This is a genomic window from Mesobacillus subterraneus (assembly GCF_020524355.2).
GTDB classification, from domain to species: Bacteria; Bacillota; Bacilli; order Bacillales; family Cytobacillaceae; genus Mesobacillus; species Mesobacillus subterraneus_C.
Window position 1 is genome coordinate 4,607,351 of sequence record NZ_CP129019.1, and the last position, 19,606, is coordinate 4,626,956.

Here is a 19,606-nt window from a genome sequence, read left to right on the forward strand (position 1 = left end):
CCTTATTGTTTGTTAATCATGATTGGTGCAATCTGGCTCAAACGCTCGAACAGGGCCTTTCCGCCGTCGGTTTCGATCAAGCCCGTTTCCGTAAGTGTTTCATGCATCAGCTTCAGCCAGGCCTTCGCGCGCAGCGGTGTAATTTCGAATGGCATATGTCTCACTCTCATATTGGGCGGCCCGAATTCCTCGCTGTATAGTGCGCCGCCGCCGGTCAGCTGCGTGAGGAACATCCATTGCTTTCGCTTGATTTCGTCCATATCCCCTTCAAACAAAGGGCTGAGTTCTTCATTTTCATAAACCTTTGGATAAAACGTATCCACAATCTTGCGGATTGATTCATCTCCGCCGATCCGGTCATATATCGTTTTTATTTCCATGCCGTCCCCCCTTTTTGAGAAAGGTTTTCATTTGAATACATTTATTATAACTAGACAGATTGAGTGACATAGTGACTTAAATCACTCACTTAAGATTTTTCATTATGAGAAGCTGAGAAACTCAAGCTGCCTTTTCTCAGAAATACTTGGTAAAAGAGGAAAAAGAGCTGAGATAATTTCCAATTATATTACATTCTTCAGACAAGCATATTACATCCTCCTGTTACTAGTTTTGGGTTAGGGAGATTCAGGATATTCAAAGTGGTATAACATCTAAGCTTAGATTTCAAGGAGGATGAGTGAAATGGCGAAAAACAATAACAATGATAAGATGTCACGTGAAGAACGAGGACGCATGGGCGGCAAAGCAACAAGCCAAAACTATGGCAGCGAATTCTATCAGGAAATCGGCCGTAAAGGCGGCAAAGCAACTTCCGAAAATCACAATCAAGATTTCTATCAGGAAATTGGCCGCAAAGGCGGAGAGGCTACTGCTGGGAGCCATAACAGCGAATTCTACCAGGAAATCGGGAAAAAAGGCGGCGAATCTACATCAGAAAGCCACGACAAGAACTTCTATCAGGAAATCGGCCGCAAAGGCGGCAATGCCCGCAACAACAATAACTAATCCATTGGCATAGAGAGCCGGAATAAAAAGATGCACGGCAGCTTTCATTTTAATGAAGGCTGCCGTGTTTTCTTTTTCTATCAGGAATTAGGTTCTACTTTTTATCTTCTATCATATTCATTTAGTAGAATCTTATTTTTGAGGTGAATAATATGACATGGAAAATCAGAAGTGCTTATCAAAAGGATGTACCAAAGCTCGAGGCTTTTTTAACAAAGGCAGGAGTAAGCGCGGATGGATTGAATGATTTCATCGAAAACTTTTCACTGATGGAAAACCAGGACGGCGAGCTTAAGGCATGCCTTGGAGTAGAACCGGTGGATAAAGCAGGACTGCTTCGCTCATTTGTCGTTTCCCCGCAAATTGGCCAGCCTGATTTGATGCTTCTTTTTAAACGGGCATTCCTGACAGCGAAAAATCAGGAGCTTGATGAGCTTTATCTGGTTACTAACAAGATGAGTGCGGTTTCCTTCTTCAGCGGTTTCGGTTTTGAAATGGTAAATCAATCAGAGCTCCCGCAGGCTCTCCTTGAAAAAAGCCATATAAAACAAGTTCTAACTGTGGATAACTCCGCAATTATGAAAATAATTCTGTGAATTGTGGATTAATCCACAAAGTTATCCACGGATTCGTTAAAATTATACACAATTTGTGGATAAAAACTTGTGTTCGCCATATTCTTCTTTTATACTTTCATAAGAAATATACTAGTTTAGCGAGAAGTTAAAGGTGGATGTACATGCAAACACAAATGTGGACAGTGGATAAGAATGTGGATAATTTAAAAACATATCCACAAATCATCGAAGCTGCACAAAAACTAAAGCAAAATGAAGTAGTAGCTTTTCCAACAGAAACGGTTTATGGCCTCGGCGGCAGCGCAGAAAGCGATGAAGCCGTCTTGAAAATATTCGAAGCAAAAGGAAGACCTGGGGATAACCCGTTGATCATTCATATTGCTAATCGTGAGCAGATTCATTCGTTTGTAAAAGAAATCCCTGATCAGGCAGCCACTTTAATGGATGCCTTTTGGCCGGGACCGTTGACGATTATCCTGGAAAAAAAAGAAGGTGCGCTTTCTGAAAAAGCAACGGCCGGTTTATCCACAGTTGCCGTCAGGATGCCCGACCATCCGATCGCACTGGCGATTATCGAAGCTTCTGGATTGCCACTGGCAGCCCCGAGTGCGAATTTGTCAGGCAAGCCGAGCCCCACGACTGCGAATCACGTTGCCGATGATTTGACGGGCCGGATTTCTGGAATTATCGATGGCGGAGCGACCGGAGTAGGCCTTGAATCCACAGTTGTCGATTGCACCGGTGAAATTCCGGCCATCTTAAGACCGGGCGGTGTGACAAAAGAACAGGCTGGAAGAAGTGGTCGGAGAAGTCGCCGTCGATCCAGCCCTGAAAGATTCGAACCAGGCGCCAAAATCCCCGGGAATGAAATATCGACATTATGCACCAAATGCGCCCTTCTATCTTGTTAATGGAACAAAAGAAGAAATTCAGCAGCTGGTGAATGAAAAGCGAAATGAAGGAATGAATGTCGGCGTGATGACAACGAAGGAAAACCTTGAGTTTTATGATGCCGATATTGTACTGCCTTGTGGCGAAAGAGCAAGGCTTGAATCAGTTGCCGAAACGCTCTATGATACACTCCGGGCCTTCAATCAGGAAAAACTCGATATCATTTTCGGTGAAATTTTCCCCGAACAAGGCGTAGGCCAGGCAATCATGAACAGGCTGTCAAAAGCCTCGGGACTGCCAATCATTGAAAAATAATGTTTTACAGAGAAGCGCTTCAGGTGATGAAGCGCTTTTTATATTATAGAAGGATTCTGAAAAATATCATTTTAGCGGATAATACCACTTTTGCGAAGACTTAATACCAGTTGAGACCAATATAATACCAGTTACCGATGATTTAATACTAGTTGAGACAAAAATAATACCAGTTGGCGATGACTAAATACTAGTTGAGACCATTTATGACCATTTGCCGTAGTTGAGACCATCTAAGTCCAGTTGAACTGAATTTAATACCAGGTGTCGAACCAGCTTTCGAAATATTGTCACGGTGAACAGGCATACAAACAATTGGTATCTCATGACGAAACCAGAGAATTCCATGCTTCTAAATCCGTTTGGACGTGCATATGCTGAATTAGCAAGTCCGAGGGGGCGAAGATATGACTGCAATAGCCGGCGAAGTATTCACATTGTTGTTGATGGCATTCGCGTTGGGTATGGATGCTTTTTCCGTAGGTCTCGGAATGGGCATGTTCAGACTGACGAAAAGGCATATATTTAAAATCGGCGTCACAATTGGTTTATTCCATGTGTGGATGCCGCTGCTGGGAATGGTGGCTGGGAGATTTTTGTCCGAGCAGTTCGGAGCAATAGCTGGATATATTGGCGGCCTGCTTCTGATTGTGCTGGGTGTCCAGATGATCTGGGCAAGCTTCAAGGAAGATGAGACAAGCTTGATTACCCCGGTTGGCAAGGGTTTATTTATTTTTGCCCTCAGCGTCAGCCTGGACAGCTTCTCAGTAGGACTGACACTTGGAATTTACGGCGCCAGGACGCTGCTTGTACTGATCTGTTTTGGTGCAGCGGCAATGGTCCTTACGTGGGCAGGTCTCCTGGTCGGAAAAAGAGTGCAGGGATGGCTAGGTACATACAGTGAGGCATTGGGCGGCAGTATCTTGCTCGCATTCGGTCTTAAATTGCTGCTTCCTCTATAAAGTTTTACGGGGCTGAACAAGGCGCTTGTGCTTTTCGTATTGTCCAGCTCCAGCGCCTAGCCCCTCTAGTCGCTTCGGTCCGCTCAGGTGAAGTCAAAGAACGACTTCACTGGTCGGCCCTCCAGCGCTTGTCGGGGCTGACCAAGGCGCTTGCGCTTTTTTTTCACCTGCTGGTCAGGTGTATTTTTTATGTCTAGCTTGCTTCTCGGGGTTGTGCAAGGCATGTGGGATTCCTATCTGCAAAAATGAAAACGCTGAAAGATTATCATATAATGAAGAAAAGTTATGAATAGGAGGGAACAAGCATGGCGCGCATTTTATTCGTCTGTACCGGAAACACATGCCGCAGCCCGATGGCGGAAGCGATTTTAAAAAGCAAGCAGCTGACTGGGGTCGAGGTGAAATCAGCAGGAGTATATGCCCCGAATGGTGCGGAGGCTTCTGTCAACGCGAAGACCGTGCTCGAGGAAAACCATATCAGCCATGATCATCGCTCCTCGACATTAACGAAAGAAAACATCGACTGGGCAACTTTGGTCCTGACGATGACACAGAGTCACAAAGGCTTGATCTTGAGCCAGTATCCAGACGCTGGGGATAAAACTTTCACATTGAAAGAATTCGCTGATGAAAAGGGAAACCTGGATGTGGCAGACCCATTTGGCGGCAATGAACAAATTTATCGCGAAGCTTTTGAAGAAATTCAAAAAAATATTGAAAGAATCATGGATAAAATCCGATAATACCTGTGAAAAGCTCTTTGCGAATATGGCGCGACCGCTCCGAAAAGCGTAATGAGGCTAAAAGATCATTCTAAAATTTTTTCAGGGGGATTATCCGTGGGGTCTAATCACAGCTACAAAATGGGATTAAGAAAGAAATTGGTCATGCTGACGACAGTGTTGGCGATCATCACTTATTCAACAAGCGCATTTTTCATTTACTTTCTTTATCCTATTGTTCAAAACTTCTTGGGGATCAATTCGGTCGTTTATACGGCGTCCATTCTTGGAATGGGGATTTTCTGGTCAGGCCTGCTAGCGTATATGGCTGCTGGTTTGATTACCAAGCCTTTGCAAAAGCTCGAGCAGTCTGCAATAAAAGCAGCTCAGGGCGAAATTGGCGAGGATACAGAAGTTTCGAAATCGGATGACGAGATCCGCTCTCTGGGACTGGCTTTTAATCATATGCTCGCAAACCTGCGTGAAATGGTCAGCCAGATTGATAGCAACTTCAAAGAAACCAATGACAAAGTCATCCAGATTTCCGGGCAATCAGCGCAAGCATCTGAGCAGGCGTCCATCATCTCGACAACGATCAAAGAGATTGCCGCTGGGGCGGATTCTTCAGCATTGTCTACACAGACAACAGCAGAGTCTGTCGATGAAGTTATTCGCATCGCAGAGGATGTCCAGGAAAAAGCGCGTACATCTGAATCCATCTCTGTGGAAATGGTGAAAGACTTGCAAGAATCGAAGAATGCAATCCATTCACTGATTTCCGGCATAGAGACACTGGCGAATGATAACCGCGAATCGCTTGGTACGGTAAAGCGTTTAGAAGAAAACGCGACAAAAGTTGAACAAATCATCCAGCTTGTTGGCGACATCGCAGCACAGACGAATTTGCTCGCCTTGAACGCATCGATTGAAGCAGCTAGGGCTGGCGAGCACGGCAAAGGATTTGCTGTCGTTGCCGAAGAAGTGAGGAAGCTTGCTGACCAGAGTGCGGACGCGGTCCAGGGGATTTCAGAACTGATCCAGAACATCCAGTCTGAAGTCCAGAATGTGGTCGGCCAGATCAGCAGACAGGTTGAAACTGCCAACGGAGAAGCAAAGAAAGGCGAGAAAACGAATCAGGTGATCGACGCGATGACCTCAACGATTCATGAAATGGCAGATGTCATCCATACGATTGCCGCACTGGTTGAAACCCAAATGGAAACAATCCAGCACACTTCCACCCAATCGCAGGAAATGGCGGCGATCGCAGAAGAAACCTCCGCCGGAGCGATCAGCGTAGCATCAGCAGCTGAGCAGCAGGCAGAAGTCATCGCGAATGTCGAAGAACTGGCGGTTGAACTGAAAAATCAAGCTGAAAAATTAAAAGGTACGATTACGAAGTTTTCATTATAGATTTTGGACCACAGCTGGATGATGCTGTGGTTTTCCTTTTTGTAAAACTGGGAAAAATCCCGCGGAATTTCCATTTCGCTATAAAAACGAAGAAGTCGCTATAATAAATAGGAAATCGCTATAAAAACAATACTTCGCTATAAAAAATGAATTTTCGCTATAAAAATAAAAAACTCGCTATATAAAGTAAAACCACCGCTATTAAAAAGTAAATTTTCGTTATAATATTTTTTCCTGATGAGATTCTAACAGTAAGCTGCTAAATTATCGGCACAAACCAACCCGTTTTCTTTATAAAATGAAACGAATATGAGAAAATAACGATAGATTTGATCGCCCCACAATTCGGGATAACATAGGAGGATTTTACAATGAAAGTTGCTATTGCTTCAGACCATGGCGGAGTGAATATCCGCGAAGAAATTAAGAATTTGATGGATGAAATGAATATTCAGTATGAAGATTTCGGCTGTGAATGCGGTACATCTGTTGACTATCCGGACTATGCGCTTCCAGTTGCTGAGAAAGTGGCGAACGGAGAGTTTGATAAAGGAATCCTGATTTGCGGAACGGGCATTGGCATGAGCATCGCCGCGAACAAGGTAAAAGGAATCCGCTGTGCGCTTGTGCATGACGTCTTCAGTGCAAAAGCGACACGCCAGCATAATGACAGCAATGTCCTTGCGATGGGAGAGCGAGTAATTGGACCTGGCCTGGCACGTGAAATCGCAGCCGTTTGGCTTTCGGAAGAGTACGAAGGTGGGCGCCACGAAAACCGCGTCGGTAAAATAAAAGATTACGAAAATAAATAGGCCGGAAAACCTTCGGCCAAATACCATGTAATGGAGGCGTTACAACTGTCTATCGAACAATGGAGAGCAGAATTGAACTCCATCCTTACTGAATTTAATGAGCAAGTTCAGCTAAAAAAAGGCCAGGTGCTGGTCGTTGGCTGCAGCACGAGTGAAATCATTGGCCAGCGGATTGGCACAGCTGGTACAGATGAGGTTGCCGAAATGGTCTTCAGGCAGCTCCGCGAACTGCAGTCAAAAACAGGTGTCCAGCTGGCGTTCCAGTGCTGCGAGCATTTGAACCGGGCGATTGTCGTCGAGCGGGAAACGGCCAAAAAGAAGCAGCTGGATGAAGTGACCGTGATTCCGGTGAGGAATGCGGGCGGAGCGATGGCAGCTTACGCGTACAAAAATCTTGAGGACGCTGTGGTTGTCGAATTCATCAAGGCTGATGCAGGCATTGATATTGGTGACACGCTGATTGGTATGCAAATGAAGCATGTCGCTGTGCCTGTACGAGTTCAGCAAAAAAGCATTGGTCATGCGCATGTTACTCTGGCGAAAACAAGACCAAAGCTGATCGGCGGCGCTCGTGCGGTTTATGAGCATACGCCGGAAAACGAATCTTGCTGACGGGGAAAAGGTAATTGAGTAATCAGCCCTACTTTTACCTTCCTCCTTTTCTTTCATTATCATATCGGCTAAAATAATAATGAATTTTCTAATAAATGAACAAAGGGAATACATATAAGAGGGGGAACTTAAGTGAAGCACTTGTCAGAGCAGGACAGCCAAGTTTATGCTGCAATGCAGGATGAATTGAAGCGCCAGCGTACGAAAATCGAATTGATCGCATCAGAGAACTTTGTCAGTGAAGCCGTAATGGAAGCGCAGGGGTCTGTACTTACGAATAAGTACGCAGAAGGCTATCCGGGACGACGTTATTATGGCGGATGCGAATACGTCGATGTTGTTGAAAACATTGCCCGCGACCGCGCGAAGGAAATCTTCGGTGCAGAGCATGTCAATGTCCAGCCGCATTCTGGAGCGCAAGCCAATATGGCTGTTTATTTTACAATCCTCGAGCATGGAGATACTGTGCTTGGGATGAATCTTTCCCACGGCGGACACTTGACGCACGGAAGCCCGGTTAACTTCAGCGGCGTCCAGTATAATTTCGTTGAGTATGGTGTTGATGAAGATACTCATACAATCAATTATGATGTCGTACTGGAAAAAGCCCGCGAGCATAAGCCGAAGCTGATCGTTGCCGGAGCAAGTGCTTATCCGAGAGCGATCGACTTCAAGCGTTTCCGTGAAATCGCTGATGAAGTCGGCGCATACTTGATGGTCGATATGGCTCATATCGCTGGTCTTGTTGCAGCTGGCCTGCACCAGAATCCAGTGCCATACGCTGACTTTGTGACAACGACTACTCATAAAACACTTCGCGGCCCGCGCGGCGGAATGATTCTCTGCAAAGAAGAATTCGCGAAGAAAATCGATAAATCCATCTTCCCTGGAATCCAGGGCGGGGCCGCTTATGCACGTGATCGCTGCTAAAGCAGTAGCATTCGGCGAAGCGCTACAGGATTCTTTTAAAGAATACGCCCAGAATATCATTTCGAATGCCAACCGCCTTGCAGTAGGTTTGAATAAAGAAGGCATCGCTCTTGTATCCGGCGGAACGGACAACCATTTGCTGTTGGTTGACCTGCGTTCACTTGGCCTGACTGGGAAAATTGCTGAAAAGGTGCTGGATGATATCGGCATCACCGTCAATAAAAACACGATTCCATTCGATCCGGAAAGCCCATTCGTCACTAGCGGCATCCGCATCGGTACAGCTGCTGTCACAAGCCGCGGCTTCGGTCACGACGAGATGGACAAAATCGCTTCAATCATTGCCTTCACATTGAAAAATTACGAAGACGAGGCGAAGCTGGAAGAAGCAAGCAAACGCGTCGAAGATTTGACAAGCAAGTTCGAACTATATCCTGAAAGATAAGATTTTACCCGGCGGCCCTACATGAATGAGGGCCGTTTTTTTCGGGAAAAATCATTACAATATAGCGGTTGCTTGTACAGTAGTTTTTCTGTAAAATTATACGAAGTGTGATTCAACAGATCTTACATAAAACAGACAGGTGTTCACAACTCATTTACCTTTAAAAGGAGCGATACACATGGCAAAAGTATACGTATTTGACCATCCATTGATCCAGCATAAACTTACTTATATCCGCGAAAAAAAGCACAGGCACGAAGGAGTTCCGCGAGCTTGTAGACGAAGTCGCAACGCTGATGGCGTTCGAAATCACGCGTGACATGCCGCTTGAGGAAATTGAAATTGAAACACCAGTCGAAAAGACAAAATCAAAAGTACTTTCAGGTAAAAAGCTCGGCATTATCCCGATTCTTCGTGCAGGAATCGGAATGGTTGACGGGATCCTGAAATTGATCCCGGCAGCAAAGGTTGGACATATCGGACTATACCGTGATCCAGAAACATTACTGCCGGTTGAATACTATGTGAAACTTCCAAGTGACGTCGAAGAGCGCGATTTCATCGTCGTTGACCCTATGCTTGCGACAGGCGGATCTGCAGTCGAAGCGATCAACTCTCTCAAAAAGCGCGGCGCCAAGCACATCAAGTTCATGTGTTTGATTGCGGCTCCAGAAGGCGTTGAAACGGTAAAAGAAGCACACCCAGATGTGGATATTTACATCGCTGCACTCGATGAAAAGCTGAATGACCACGGATATATCGTACCTGGATTGGGAGATGCAGGAGACCGTTTATTTGGTACAAAATAAGGAGTGTTTGATTTGAGTAAGCCAATTAAAGTGATGACGATTTTTGGGACACGCCCGGAAGCGATCAAAATGGCGCCACTTGTCCTCGAATTACAGAAACACCCTGAACACTTTGAATCAATCGTAACGGTAACCGCCCAGCACCGCCAAATGCTGGACCAGGTTTTGAATATTTTCAATATCACGCCAGACCATGACCTCAACATCATGAAGGATCGCCAGACATTGATTGATGTAACGACAAGAGGTTTGGAAGGTCTGGATAAAGTTATGAAGGAAGTCAAGCCGGACATCGTCCTTGTGCATGGAGATACGACAACCACATTTGTGGCAAGCCTAGCGGCGTATTACAATCAGATTGTTGTCGGCCATGTCGAGGCGGGCTTGAGAACGTGGAATAAATATTCTCCGTTCCCTGAAGAAATGAACCGTCAGCTGACAGGAGTAATGGCAGATCTTCATTTTGCCCCAACTTCTAAATCAGCGGCTAATTTGCTGCAGGAAAACAAATCTGAAGAAAACATCTTCGTAACTGGTAACACGGCAATTGATGCGCTAAAGACAACGGTAAAAGAAACTTATCAGCACGAAGTTCTCGATAAGCTTGGCGACAGCCGCTTGATCCTGATGACGGCACACCGCCGTGAAAACCTTGGCGAGCCAATGCGCAATATGTTCCGCGCTATCAAGAGAATCGTCGATGAGCAGCGTGATGTACAAGTTGTTTATCCTGTTCACTTAAACCCTGTGGTCCGTGAACTGGCGGATGAAGTGTTGGGCAATGACCCGCGCATCCATCTGATCGAGCCTCTTGACGTCATTGATTTCCATAACTTCGCGTCACGCGCGCATCTTATCCTGACTGATTCAGGAGGCGTGCAGGAAGAAGCACCGTCATTAGGTGTGCCAGTACTGGTCCTGCGCGACACAACAGAGCGTCCGGAGGGGATCGAAGCAGGAACACTGAAGCTTGCTGGTAACGAAGAGCAGCCGATTTACCAAATGGCAACAGAATTGCTGACAGACCAGGAAGCCTATGAAAAAATGGCCAAAGCATCGAATCCATATGGCGATGGCCGCGCATCCGAACGCATTTGTGAAGCCATTCAATATTACTTCAAACGGACAGAAAATCGACCTGAACAATATTAATAAGAAGCTTTAGACACCCCTTTTTTACAAAAGGGGTGTTTTTTCTCTGTATGAAGGGTGGATGGAGGTGGCAGAGGGGTGAAATTAGCTTCAAGATCTAGCTGAGTTATCCAAAGCGCCTCCTGGAAAAGTTTTTAAATCCCTTTAACGAGTTAATTGCCCGAAAATCAGTGATATTCTCCTGTTCAATTGCAATAATTGCCCGGAAAGCATGAATAAATTAGTCTGTAATTACCCAAAATCATCCCGTCGTCCTATGAATGGTAAATTTAAGCTTCATTGCATCCAATTTCACTCTTGAAATATTTGCTGGGAAAATTTTTAAATTACTAATGTATGATAATTTCGTGAGAAACAGGAAGAATTTCGTACTACTTCTCAATAATTGCACCAAATACATGCTTAATTGCGTAAGTAAACGGAATAATTGCGTAATTATACTTATTTTGGAAAAAGTAAATCTCGTGCCAATCCATAATTTCCAATCTATCACCCTGTATACTTACCACCCTAATTCGAAATCCTAACGGAAAAAGGGGGATTTCATCTTGCTGAAGGGTTCTTTCTTAATTATTTTTCCGATATTACTGATACTCACTGCATTCCAACCGCAAAAACTGGAGCTCCCGCCGATTCCTCAAGAAGATCCCCAAACCGAGAAAATCGCTATCGTGTTAACTGAGCACCAGGTGAATGAACAAGAAATCCATCATCAGCTGAAAACCCTTAAAAACACAAAGCTTCGCCGCGTCTTCAAGCATGCTGTCAACGGATATTCCGTTAAAGGTCCAATCTCTGAGCTTGAACAGCTAAAAAAGTCCAATGACATCCAACTGTTATCCGAAGTAAACACATACAAGGTAGAGAATTCAGGGCATCTGCCAAACCGATACAAGCCAAGCGAGAGCTTTATCGATAATTTTGAGCTGATTGGAACGGAAGCGGTCCGTGGGCTTCTTGATAAAAAAGGCAACCGTCTAACAGGGAAGGGTGTGACAATCGGGGTAATCGACACGGGGATCGATTATGAGCATCCTGACTTGCGAAGAAGTTTTTCGGGAGGTCATGACCTGGTTGACGGCGATGATGACCCGATGGAAACGAAGGGGGCCGGCTTTAGAAGCACCCTGCATGGTACTCATGTAGCAGGTGTAATCGCGGCAAACGGAAGAATGAGAGGGATGGCTCCCGATGCGAAAATTGTTGCTTACCGTGCCCTGGGCCCAGGTGGCAGCGGAACAACAGAGCAGGTTATAGCTGCTATCGATGACGCGATAGAAGACAAAGTGGACATTCTGAATCTTTCGCTCGGAAATGATGTCAATGGTCCGGACCTTCCTATCAGCTTGGCGCTCAATAAAGCGGTCGATAAAGGAATCGTCGCGGTTACTTCATCCGGGAATTCTGGACCGAACCGGTGGACAGTGGGATCACCCGGCACCGCTTCAAAGGCCATTTCGGTTGGCGCGTCGACACCTCCGATGCAGGTGCCGTACTTCAATGCCCCGGGAATATCTAAAGAAATACGGCTAGAACTTTTACAGGGTTCGGATAATTGGAATATTACCCAAAGTGAAAATCTTGTTTTTGCAGGGCTGGGAACGAAAGAAGAGATGAAAGGTGTAAGGGATAAGCTTGTCCTAGTCGAGAGGGGTAATCTTACTTTTACCGAAAAATCAAAGAATGCATTTGAAGCAGGAGCAATCGGAGTGATCATCTATAACAACACAAAAGGAACATTCTTTGGGAATCTAGAAGAGAACCTGCCAATTCCGGTGGCTGCAATCAGCAAAGAAGATGGCTTGGCGCTAAAAAAGCAGCTCAATAAAAACTCCATGCTCATCCGGATGGATTTAATAGAAGAAAAAGATATTCTTGCTGACTTCAGCTCACGCGGTCCGGTGACCGACACATGGGAAATCAAGCCGGATATCGTCGCGCCTGGCGTTGCAATCAACAGTACGATTCCCGGAGGTTACCTTCCTCTTCAAGGGACGAGCATGGCAGCACCTCATATTGCAGGAGCGGCAGCCTTGATCAAGCAGGCCCATCCAGACTGGTCCCCAGCCGAGATCAAGGCGGCAATCATGAATACTGCCAAGGATATTAGCGACCGTGACGGCAAGCGGTACCGGACTTACGAGCAGGGAGCAGGAAGGATTCAGCTGGAGGAAGCGATCAATACGGAGAGTCTGGTCATTCCGGGCTCGCTACAATTTGGAAAATTCCAGCTTGCAGATAACATGCATCGTCACAGTGCGAAAATGACAGTCAAAAATACGGGTTCAACCACCAAAACTTATTCATTTTCCATTCCAAAAAAAGAACAGGGAATAGAGTGGGAGCTTCCGATGAGCTTTTCGCTAAAGCCGAATGAAGCGAAAAGCTTGGAGGTGGCGATGCAAGCCACTCCAGCATTATTGAAAGATAAAATCCATGACGGCAGACTGCTGATGGATGATGGAGAATATATGATAAGGATTCCATACTTGTATGTTCTGGAAGAACCGGATTACCCGCGGGTGATGGGCTTCGACTTCGCGCCGGCAGATAACGGCGGGGCTTATCGCTATGAAGTCTATTTGCCGGGAGGAGCAGACGAATTTGGCATCGCGCTTTTTGATCCCGATCAATACCGCTTCGTCGGATTCCTTGATTGGGGAAGAAAGCTGGAAAAGGGCATGGTAGGAAAAGAAATACCTCTGGAGAAATTGCCCGAGGAAGGAATGTATCTTGCCAAGGTTTTCGCAAAGAAAAAAGGCCGAGAGAGTACAGTAGACGCCATGATTTTTATAGGTAAAAATACAGGGAATCGGGAGCACGATTGAAGCAGTGATTTATGGAATGATTTAGGGTCGGAAAAAGGTCATTCCTTTCCGGCTCTGAATTTTTTTTCTAAAGTTTTATTTTTCTCAAAAACCGGCATGAATGGAAAAAAGCACATTGAAATGACAGGGAAAATAAGCTTTTATAATATAATACTAAAATAGGGTTAATTGTATATATTCACAGTGAAAACTTTGTGAATTTTTTCACCCCAATGGATTGACATTGACATTTGCCTATTGTATGCTTACAAAGGGCATAAAATGATAAGGTTTTCAATGTTGATATGCAAGCTTTTTTTAGTGAAAATATTGTTTTTTTCTGAAAATGATTTTTCACCCCCTGAAGCTCCCATTCTCAAATGTGAGGATGCGTTTTTTATGCGCCGAAACAACCGCCACCCTTTACAAGCGATGGCACTCATGTCCGCTATACTATCTCAATTGGTAGGCTCCATTTTAATTGGCATTTTCTCCGGAAGATGGCTTGATCGTACCCTTGGTGCAGAGCCACTTTTCTTAATATTCGGATTGCTGATCGGATTGGCGGCAGGTGTTTATGCCATGCTCCGCCTCATCCAACACTTCTTTTCGGGAGACTAGCCACCTATGGAAATTCAGGACTTGTTTATTCGCCAGCGCAAATACATATTCACCTTGTTGTCTCTATACGTACTCGGGTACGGCTTTACAAGCTATCAATCTGTTTTTGCAGGGTTGATCTTTGGTACAAGCCTGAGCCTTTTTAATTTATGGCTGCTTGCGAGGAAGATGAACAACTTCGGGGATTCGGTGGTGCAGGGGAAGAAGGTACGCTCTCTCGGCTCGATGTCGAGGCTTGCGACCGGAGCGCTTGCTGTAATCGTTGCGATGGAATACCCGGATCGCATTGACCTTGTATTTACGGTTTTGGGATTAATGACAGCCTATATTGTCATTATGATAGATTTTTTTGTCCAGTCTTTTCATTTACGTAAATAGCGGGGAAGAGAGGTGAATTAACTGATGCATCATGAAGCTCCTTTAGTTCCATTTTTAGGACTTTATTTTAACCTGGCAAACATGCTGATGATCACAGTAGCAAGTGCTATCGTTTTCATCATTGCAGTACTTTCCACTCGAAGGCTTGCGATGAAACCGACAGGAATTCAAAATTTCATGGAATGGATTATGGATTTCGTCAAAGGAATCATCAATAGCACGATGGACTGGAAAGACGGGGGAAGATTCCACGTACTTGGCATCACATTGCTTATGTATGTGTTTGTTGCCAATATGCTGGGACTGCCGTTCTCTGTCGTTGTCGACAATGAACTTTGGTGGAAATCACCTACAGCCGATCCAGTCATCACACTGACTCTTGCAGTCATGGTGGTAGGGCTTTCCCATTACTATGGCGTCAAGCTTAAGGGGACCGCCGAGTATGGCAAGGAATTCTTTAAGCCGTTTTGGTTCATGTTCCCGATCAAGATCATTGAAGAGTTCGCAAATACGCTCACTCTTGGTCTTCGTCTTTACGGTAACATTTACGCGGGTGAGATCCTGTTGGGTCTGCTTGCAGCCAGCCTAGCAACTGATGCTGTCGGCACATTGGCCGCAGCACTTCCAATGCTTGTATGGCAAGGTTTCTCCGTTTTCGTCGGAGCAATCCAGGCATTTATCTTCACAATGTTAACGATGGTTTATCTCTCTCATAAAGTGAGCCATGACCATTAATATATACCTGTTCATTTAATGGACAAAACTAAAAAAAACATTTTTTCATACATTAAAGGAGGAAATTTATAATGGGTCTTATAGCAGCAGCAATCGCAATCGGTTTAGCAGCACTAGGTGCAGGTATTGGTAACGGTTTGATCGTATCACGTACAGTAGAAGGTATCGCTCGTCAGCCAGAAGCTCGCGGTATGCTTCAAACTACAATGTTCATCGGGGTTGCATTGGTTGAAGCGATTCCAATCATCGCTGTAGTTATCGCGTTCATGGTTATTGGTGGTTAATACATTATAAGAACTTAAGATGGCGAAGATCATTCCGCGCGAACCTTCGCCATTCTATTATGTAGGCACTGTGCCGGGAAGGTTTGCCAAACCGGCAGGGGCCGACCTGAATTTGAATGCAAGCAATCGTTTGAAATAAAATCGGGCAAGCCCGCCTTTTGGAAGGGCAGCCTTTAGCGTTGGCTACTAGTTAGACAGGTGACGCATGTTGGACCTTTTAAAGAGGTTTGGAAGTATAAATTTCACTTCGAGAAATGTCCAGCTACAGCGCCTAGCCCCTCGAGACGCTTCGATTCTGCCAATGAAGTCAAAGAACGACTTCACTGTCAGGTCCTCCAGCGCTTGTCGGGGCTGACCAAGGCGCTTGCGCTTTTCTAAATCATGGTACAACTCTTGAAGGGAGTGAATCGAGGGTGTTAACAATGAATTTTGTATTGGGAGCGGCAACCGGCCTTAACACGGGCGATATCTTGTTCCAGCTTTTTATGTTCCTTGTTTTGTTAGCATTGCTTAAGAAGTTCGCTTGGGGTCCATTGATGGGCATCATGAAGGAACGTGAAGAGCATATTGCTGGCGAAATCGGAGCGGCTGAAAAAAGCCGTGCTGAAGCACAGAAACTTTTGGAAGAACAGCGTGACATGCTTAAGCAGGCACGCACAGAAGCACAGGGCCTAATTGAAAACGCTAAGAAACAGGGCGATGTTCAGCGTGAAGAAATCATTGCGCTTGCACGCACTGAATCTGAAAGAATCAAAGAATCTGCGAAGCTTGAAATTGAGCAGCAGAAGGAGCAGGCTGTTGCGGCAATCCGCGAACAAGTGGCTTCACTATCTGTATTGATTGCTTCTAAAGTAATCGAGAAGGAAATCTCTGCGGCTGACCAGGAAAAGCTCATCAATGAATACATTCAAGAGGCGGGTAATGCCCGATGAGCAACTCGACAGTAGCAAAACGCTATGCCCTGGCACTTTTTCAACTCGCTTCTGAAAAACAGGCTCTCCCACAGGTTGAGGAAGAGCTTCGTACTGTAAAAGAAGTTGTTGTGAACAATCCTGAATTGACTGCCTTTTTAAAGTCTCCGAAACTTCCTAATGAGAAGAAAAAAGAGGTTTTAAAGACAGCATTCGGATCTGCAAGCACATATGTCCTTAATACTCTGATGATTTTGGTTGACCGCCACCGCGAAGACCAGATCGCAGACGTTGCTGACCAGTTCATCGCCCTTGCAAATGATGCAAAAGGCGTGGCTGAAGCAAAAGTGTATAGTGTCCAGCCACTCACGGCTGAACAGGCTGAAGCTATTTCAGCTTCGTTCGCGCCGCAGGTTGGCAAACAGTCACTTCAAATTGAAAACATTGTAGATTCCAATTTGCTTGGAGGCGTAAAGCTTCGAATTGGAAATCGCATTTTTGACGGTAGCTTGCGCGGCAAGCTCGATCGTTTAGAACGTAAATTGCTAGGCTAAGATTCGTAGATAGGGGTGAAACTCATGAGCATCAAAGCTGAAGAAATCAGTGCGCTGATAAAATCGCAAATCGAAAATTATCAGTCGGAAATTCAAGTGAGTGATGTGGGTACAGTTATCAGTGTTGGTGACGGTATCGCCCGTGCTCATGGGCCTCGACAATGTCATGGCTGGAGAACTTGTTGAATTTTCAAACGGCGTTATGGGTATGGCACAAAACCTGGAAGAAAATAACGTCGGTATCATCATTCTTGGACCTTTCACGGACATCCGTGAAGGTGACGAGGGTACGCCGTACGGGCCGCATCATGGAGGTTCCTGTAGGGGAACAGCTTATCGGCCGCGTCGTAAACCCTCTTGGACAGCCAGTCGATGGCATGGGTCCAATCAACACAACGAAAACTCGTCCAATCGAGTATGCTGCACCAGGCGTTATGGATCGTAAATCCGTTCATGAGCCGTTGCAGACTGGTATCAAGGCGATTGACGCTCTTGTGCCAATCGACCGCGGACAGCGTGAATTGATCATCGGTGACCGCCAGACTGGTAAAACATCTGTAGCGATCGATACAATCCTTAACCAAAAAGGCCAGGACATGATCTGTATCTACGTGGCAATCGGACAGAAGGAATCAACTGTACGTAACGCGGTTGAAACTCTCCGTAAACACGGCGCGTTAGATTATTCTATCGTTGTTACAGCATCTGCTTCCCAGCCAGCACCTTTGCTATACCTTGCTCCTTACGCTGGTGTAACAATGGGTGAAGAGTTCATGTACAATGGCAAGCACGTTCTTGTCGTATATGATGATCTTTCAAAACAAGCGGCAGCATACCGTGAACTTTCCTTGCTGCTTCGCCGTCCTCCAGGTCGTGAAGCTTACCCAGGGGATGTATTCTACTTGCACTCACGTTTACTAGAGCGTGCTGCGAAGTTGAGCGACGCTAAAGGCGCAGGCTCAATCACAGCACTTCCGTTCATTGAAACACAAGCAGGCGACGTTTCTGCTTACATTCCAACGAACGTTATCTCAATCACAGACGGACAGATCTTCTTACAGTCTGACCTATTCTTCTCTGGCGTACGTCCAGCGATCAACGCAGGTCTTTCTGTATCCCGTGTAGGTGGGTCCGCTCAAATCAAAGCGATGAAGAAGGTATCTGGTACACTGCGTCTTGACCTTGCTTCTTACCGTGAATTGGAAGCATTCGCACAGTTCGGTTCTGACCTTGATAAAGCGACTCAGGCTAAATTGAACCGCGGTGCCCGTACGGTAGAGGTACTTAAACAAGATCTTAACAAGCCGCTTGCTGTTGAAAAGCAAGTAGCAATCCTATATGCACTTACTCGCGGCTTCCTTGACGATATTCCATTGCAGGATATCCGCCGCTTCGAAGGTGAATTCCTTTCATGGTTAGACCACAACCATACAGATGTGTTAGACCATATTCGTTCAACGAAGGAACTTCCTTCAGACGACGATATGGCTGCTGCACTAAACGCTTTCAAAAAGACGTTTGCAGTTTCCGAATAATATGAAAGGCGGAAGCGCCTCGATCAGTTAGGCGCTGAAGCTGGACAGGTAAGGCGTTTGCCAGTCCGTCTTGAAAAAGGCTCACTGGCTCCTGCCTGACCTTGGACTAACAATCTTTGTAAAAGGGTGGTGAGAACCGAAATGGCATCTTTACGTGATATAAAAAACCGTATTACTTCGACTAAAAAGACGAGCCAGATTACCAAGGCAATGGAAATGGTATCCGCAGCTAAATGGAACCGTGGAGTCATGAACGCGAAAGCATTCGTTCCTTACATGGAAAAAATCCAGGAAGTGACTGCCTCAATCGCAATGGGCAGCAAGGATTCCAACCACCCAATGCTGAACAGCCGTCCAGTCAAGAAAACGGGATATCTAGTGATTACATCTGACCGCGGACTAGCAGGGGCTTACAACAGTAACGTCCTTCGCCAGCTGTATCAGACAATCCAGCAACGCCATAAATCAAATGATGAGTTTGCAATCATCGCGATCGGGCGTGTCGGCCGTGACTTTTTCCAAAGCCGTGGCATGAACGTTGTCCTTGACATCGTCGGCATTGCAGACCAGCCGTCCTTCGCGGAAATCCAGGATATCGCCAGCAACACAGTTGGCATGTTCTCTGACGGAACATTTGATGAATTATATATTTACTATAGTCATTACGTCAGCGCGATCGCTCAAGAAGTAACTGATAAGAAGCTGCTTCCGTTAACGGATATTGGCGGAGCATCAACAAAGCTTACCTCTTATGAATTTGAGCCAAACGCTGAAGAGATCCTGGAAGTTCTCTTGCCGCAATACGCAGAAAGCTTGATTTACGGAGCACTGCTTGACAGCAAAGCAAGTGAACACGCTGCTCGTATGACAGCCATGAGAAACGCAACGGACAATGCGAAAGAGCTGATCAATTCCCTCAGCTTGAGCTACAACCGCGCGCGTCAGGCTGCTATTACCCAGGAAATCACCGAAATCGTCGGTGGAGCTGCAGCGCTCGAATAGATTTAGTGTCTAGCTCCAGCGCCTAGCCCCTCGAGTCGCTTCGGTCCGTCCAATGAAGTCAAAGAGCGACTTCACCGGCCGGCCCTCCAGCGCTTGTCGTGGCTGGACAATGCGCTTGCGCATTTCTAAA

At 45.8% G+C, this 19,606-nt stretch carries 18 protein-coding genes and 4 pseudogenes; 20 read left to right on the top strand and 2 right to left on the bottom strand.

Translation table 11 applies throughout. The annotated features are described in order from the left end of the window. Window positions 1-2 precede the first annotated feature (2 nt). A complete protein-coding gene (locus LC048_RS23990) occupies window positions 3-380 on the bottom strand; it encodes a globin domain-containing protein (RefSeq protein WP_226603092.1) in 378 nt (125 codons plus the stop codon). A gap of 304 nt (window positions 381-684) precedes the next feature. On the opposite strand from LC048_RS23990, the gene LC048_RS23995 reads away from it, so the two are divergent. From LC048_RS23995 to atpE, 16 genes and pseudogenes are all read left to right on the top strand, one after another. Next, complete coding sequence (locus tag LC048_RS23995) at window positions 685-1,008, top strand: KGG domain-containing protein (protein ID WP_226603090.1); 324 nt, start codon at window positions 685-687, stop codon at window positions 1,006-1,008. 152 nt (window positions 1,009-1,160) lie between these two features. Next, a complete protein-coding gene (locus LC048_RS24000; protein ID WP_226603088.1) occupies window positions 1,161-1,604 on the top strand; it encodes a GNAT family N-acetyltransferase in 444 nt (147 codons plus the stop codon). 143 nt (window positions 1,605-1,747) lie between these two features. Beyond that, window positions 1,748-2,792: pseudogene (locus LC048_RS24005) on the top strand (L-threonylcarbamoyladenylate synthase). A gap of 407 nt (window positions 2,793-3,199) precedes the next feature. After that, window positions 3,200-3,754, top strand: a complete 555-nt coding sequence (locus tag LC048_RS24010; RefSeq protein ID WP_226603070.1) for a manganese efflux pump MntP — start codon at window positions 3,200-3,202, stop codon at window positions 3,752-3,754. A gap of 305 nt (window positions 3,755-4,059) precedes the next feature. After that, window positions 4,060-4,497: a low molecular weight protein arginine phosphatase gene (locus LC048_RS24015; RefSeq protein WP_226603067.1), complete on the top strand. Its 438-nt coding sequence runs from the start codon at window positions 4,060-4,062 to the stop codon at window positions 4,495-4,497. Window positions 4,498-4,617: 120 nt separating this feature from the next. Beyond that, complete coding sequence (locus LC048_RS24020) at window positions 4,618-5,889, top strand: methyl-accepting chemotaxis protein (protein WP_226603529.1); 1,272 nt, start codon at window positions 4,618-4,620, stop codon at window positions 5,887-5,889. Window positions 5,890-6,260: 371 nt separating this feature from the next. Next, the gene (gene rpiB, locus LC048_RS24025) at window positions 6,261-6,701 is read left to right on the top strand and encodes a ribose 5-phosphate isomerase B (protein ID WP_226603064.1); all 441 of its coding nucleotides are present in this window, start codon (window positions 6,261-6,263) and stop codon (window positions 6,699-6,701) included. Between the two features lie 30 nt (window positions 6,702-6,731). Next, the gene (locus LC048_RS24030) at window positions 6,732-7,313 is read left to right on the top strand and encodes a TIGR01440 family protein (protein WP_226603061.1); all 582 of its coding nucleotides are present in this window, start codon (window positions 6,732-6,734) and stop codon (window positions 7,311-7,313) included. A 132-nt stretch (window positions 7,314-7,445) separates the two neighbouring features. Further along, window positions 7,446-8,688: pseudogene (gene glyA, locus LC048_RS24035) on the top strand (serine hydroxymethyltransferase). A gap of 178 nt (window positions 8,689-8,866) precedes the next feature. Then, window positions 8,867-9,497: pseudogene (upp, locus tag LC048_RS24040) on the top strand (uracil phosphoribosyltransferase). A 33-nt stretch (window positions 9,498-9,530) separates the two neighbouring features. Further along, complete coding sequence (gene wecB / locus LC048_RS24045) at window positions 9,531-10,649, top strand: non-hydrolyzing UDP-N-acetylglucosamine 2-epimerase (RefSeq protein ID WP_226603524.1); 1,119 nt, start codon at window positions 9,531-9,533, stop codon at window positions 10,647-10,649. A gap of 551 nt (window positions 10,650-11,200) precedes the next feature. Next, window positions 11,201-13,477, top strand: coding sequence for a S8 family serine peptidase (locus LC048_RS24050; protein ID WP_306050600.1), 2,277 nt, complete (start codon window positions 11,201-11,203; stop codon window positions 13,475-13,477). Between the two features lie 378 nt (window positions 13,478-13,855). Beyond that, complete coding sequence (locus tag LC048_RS24055; protein WP_226603053.1) at window positions 13,856-14,077, top strand: AtpZ/AtpI family protein; 222 nt, start codon at window positions 13,856-13,858, stop codon at window positions 14,075-14,077. 6 nt (window positions 14,078-14,083) lie between these two features. Beyond that, entirely contained in the window at window positions 14,084-14,455 is a 372-nt protein-coding gene (locus tag LC048_RS24060) for an ATP synthase subunit I (RefSeq protein ID WP_226603050.1), read from the top strand. Between the two features lie 24 nt (window positions 14,456-14,479). After that, window positions 14,480-15,190 (top strand): F0F1 ATP synthase subunit A, encoded by a 711-nt coding sequence (gene atpB, locus LC048_RS24065; RefSeq protein ID WP_226603047.1) that lies wholly within the window; start codon window positions 14,480-14,482, stop codon window positions 15,188-15,190. 71 nt (window positions 15,191-15,261) lie between these two features. Beyond that, window positions 15,262-15,474, top strand: a complete 213-nt coding sequence (atpE, locus tag LC048_RS24070) for a F0F1 ATP synthase subunit C (RefSeq protein WP_019153961.1) — start codon at window positions 15,262-15,264, stop codon at window positions 15,472-15,474. A gap of 186 nt (window positions 15,475-15,660) precedes the next feature. Here atpE and LC048_RS24075 read toward each other — a convergent pair whose 3' ends face one another. Continuing rightward, a complete protein-coding gene (locus tag LC048_RS24075) occupies window positions 15,661-15,798 on the bottom strand; it encodes a hypothetical protein (RefSeq protein WP_226603044.1) in 138 nt (45 codons plus the stop codon). 89 nt (window positions 15,799-15,887) lie between these two features. Between LC048_RS24075 and LC048_RS24080 the strand changes: the two genes are divergently transcribed. The 4 genes and pseudogenes from LC048_RS24080 (at window position 15,888) to LC048_RS24095 (ending at window position 19,476) form a co-directional block, all read left to right on the top strand. After that, complete coding sequence (locus LC048_RS24080; protein WP_226603041.1) at window positions 15,888-16,406, top strand: F0F1 ATP synthase subunit B; 519 nt, start codon at window positions 15,888-15,890, stop codon at window positions 16,404-16,406. Next, window positions 16,403-16,939, top strand: a complete 537-nt coding sequence (locus LC048_RS24085; protein ID WP_226603039.1) for a F0F1 ATP synthase subunit delta — start codon at window positions 16,403-16,405, stop codon at window positions 16,937-16,939. The genes LC048_RS24080 and LC048_RS24085 overlap by 4 nt, the downstream gene beginning before the upstream one ends. A gap of 24 nt (window positions 16,940-16,963) precedes the next feature. Continuing rightward, window positions 16,964-18,474, top strand: a pseudogene (gene atpA / locus LC048_RS24090) (F0F1 ATP synthase subunit alpha). A 141-nt stretch (window positions 18,475-18,615) separates the two neighbouring features. After that, complete coding sequence (locus LC048_RS24095) at window positions 18,616-19,476, top strand: F0F1 ATP synthase subunit gamma (protein WP_023613583.1); 861 nt, start codon at window positions 18,616-18,618, stop codon at window positions 19,474-19,476. The last annotated feature ends 130 nt before the right edge of the window (window positions 19,477-19,606 follow it).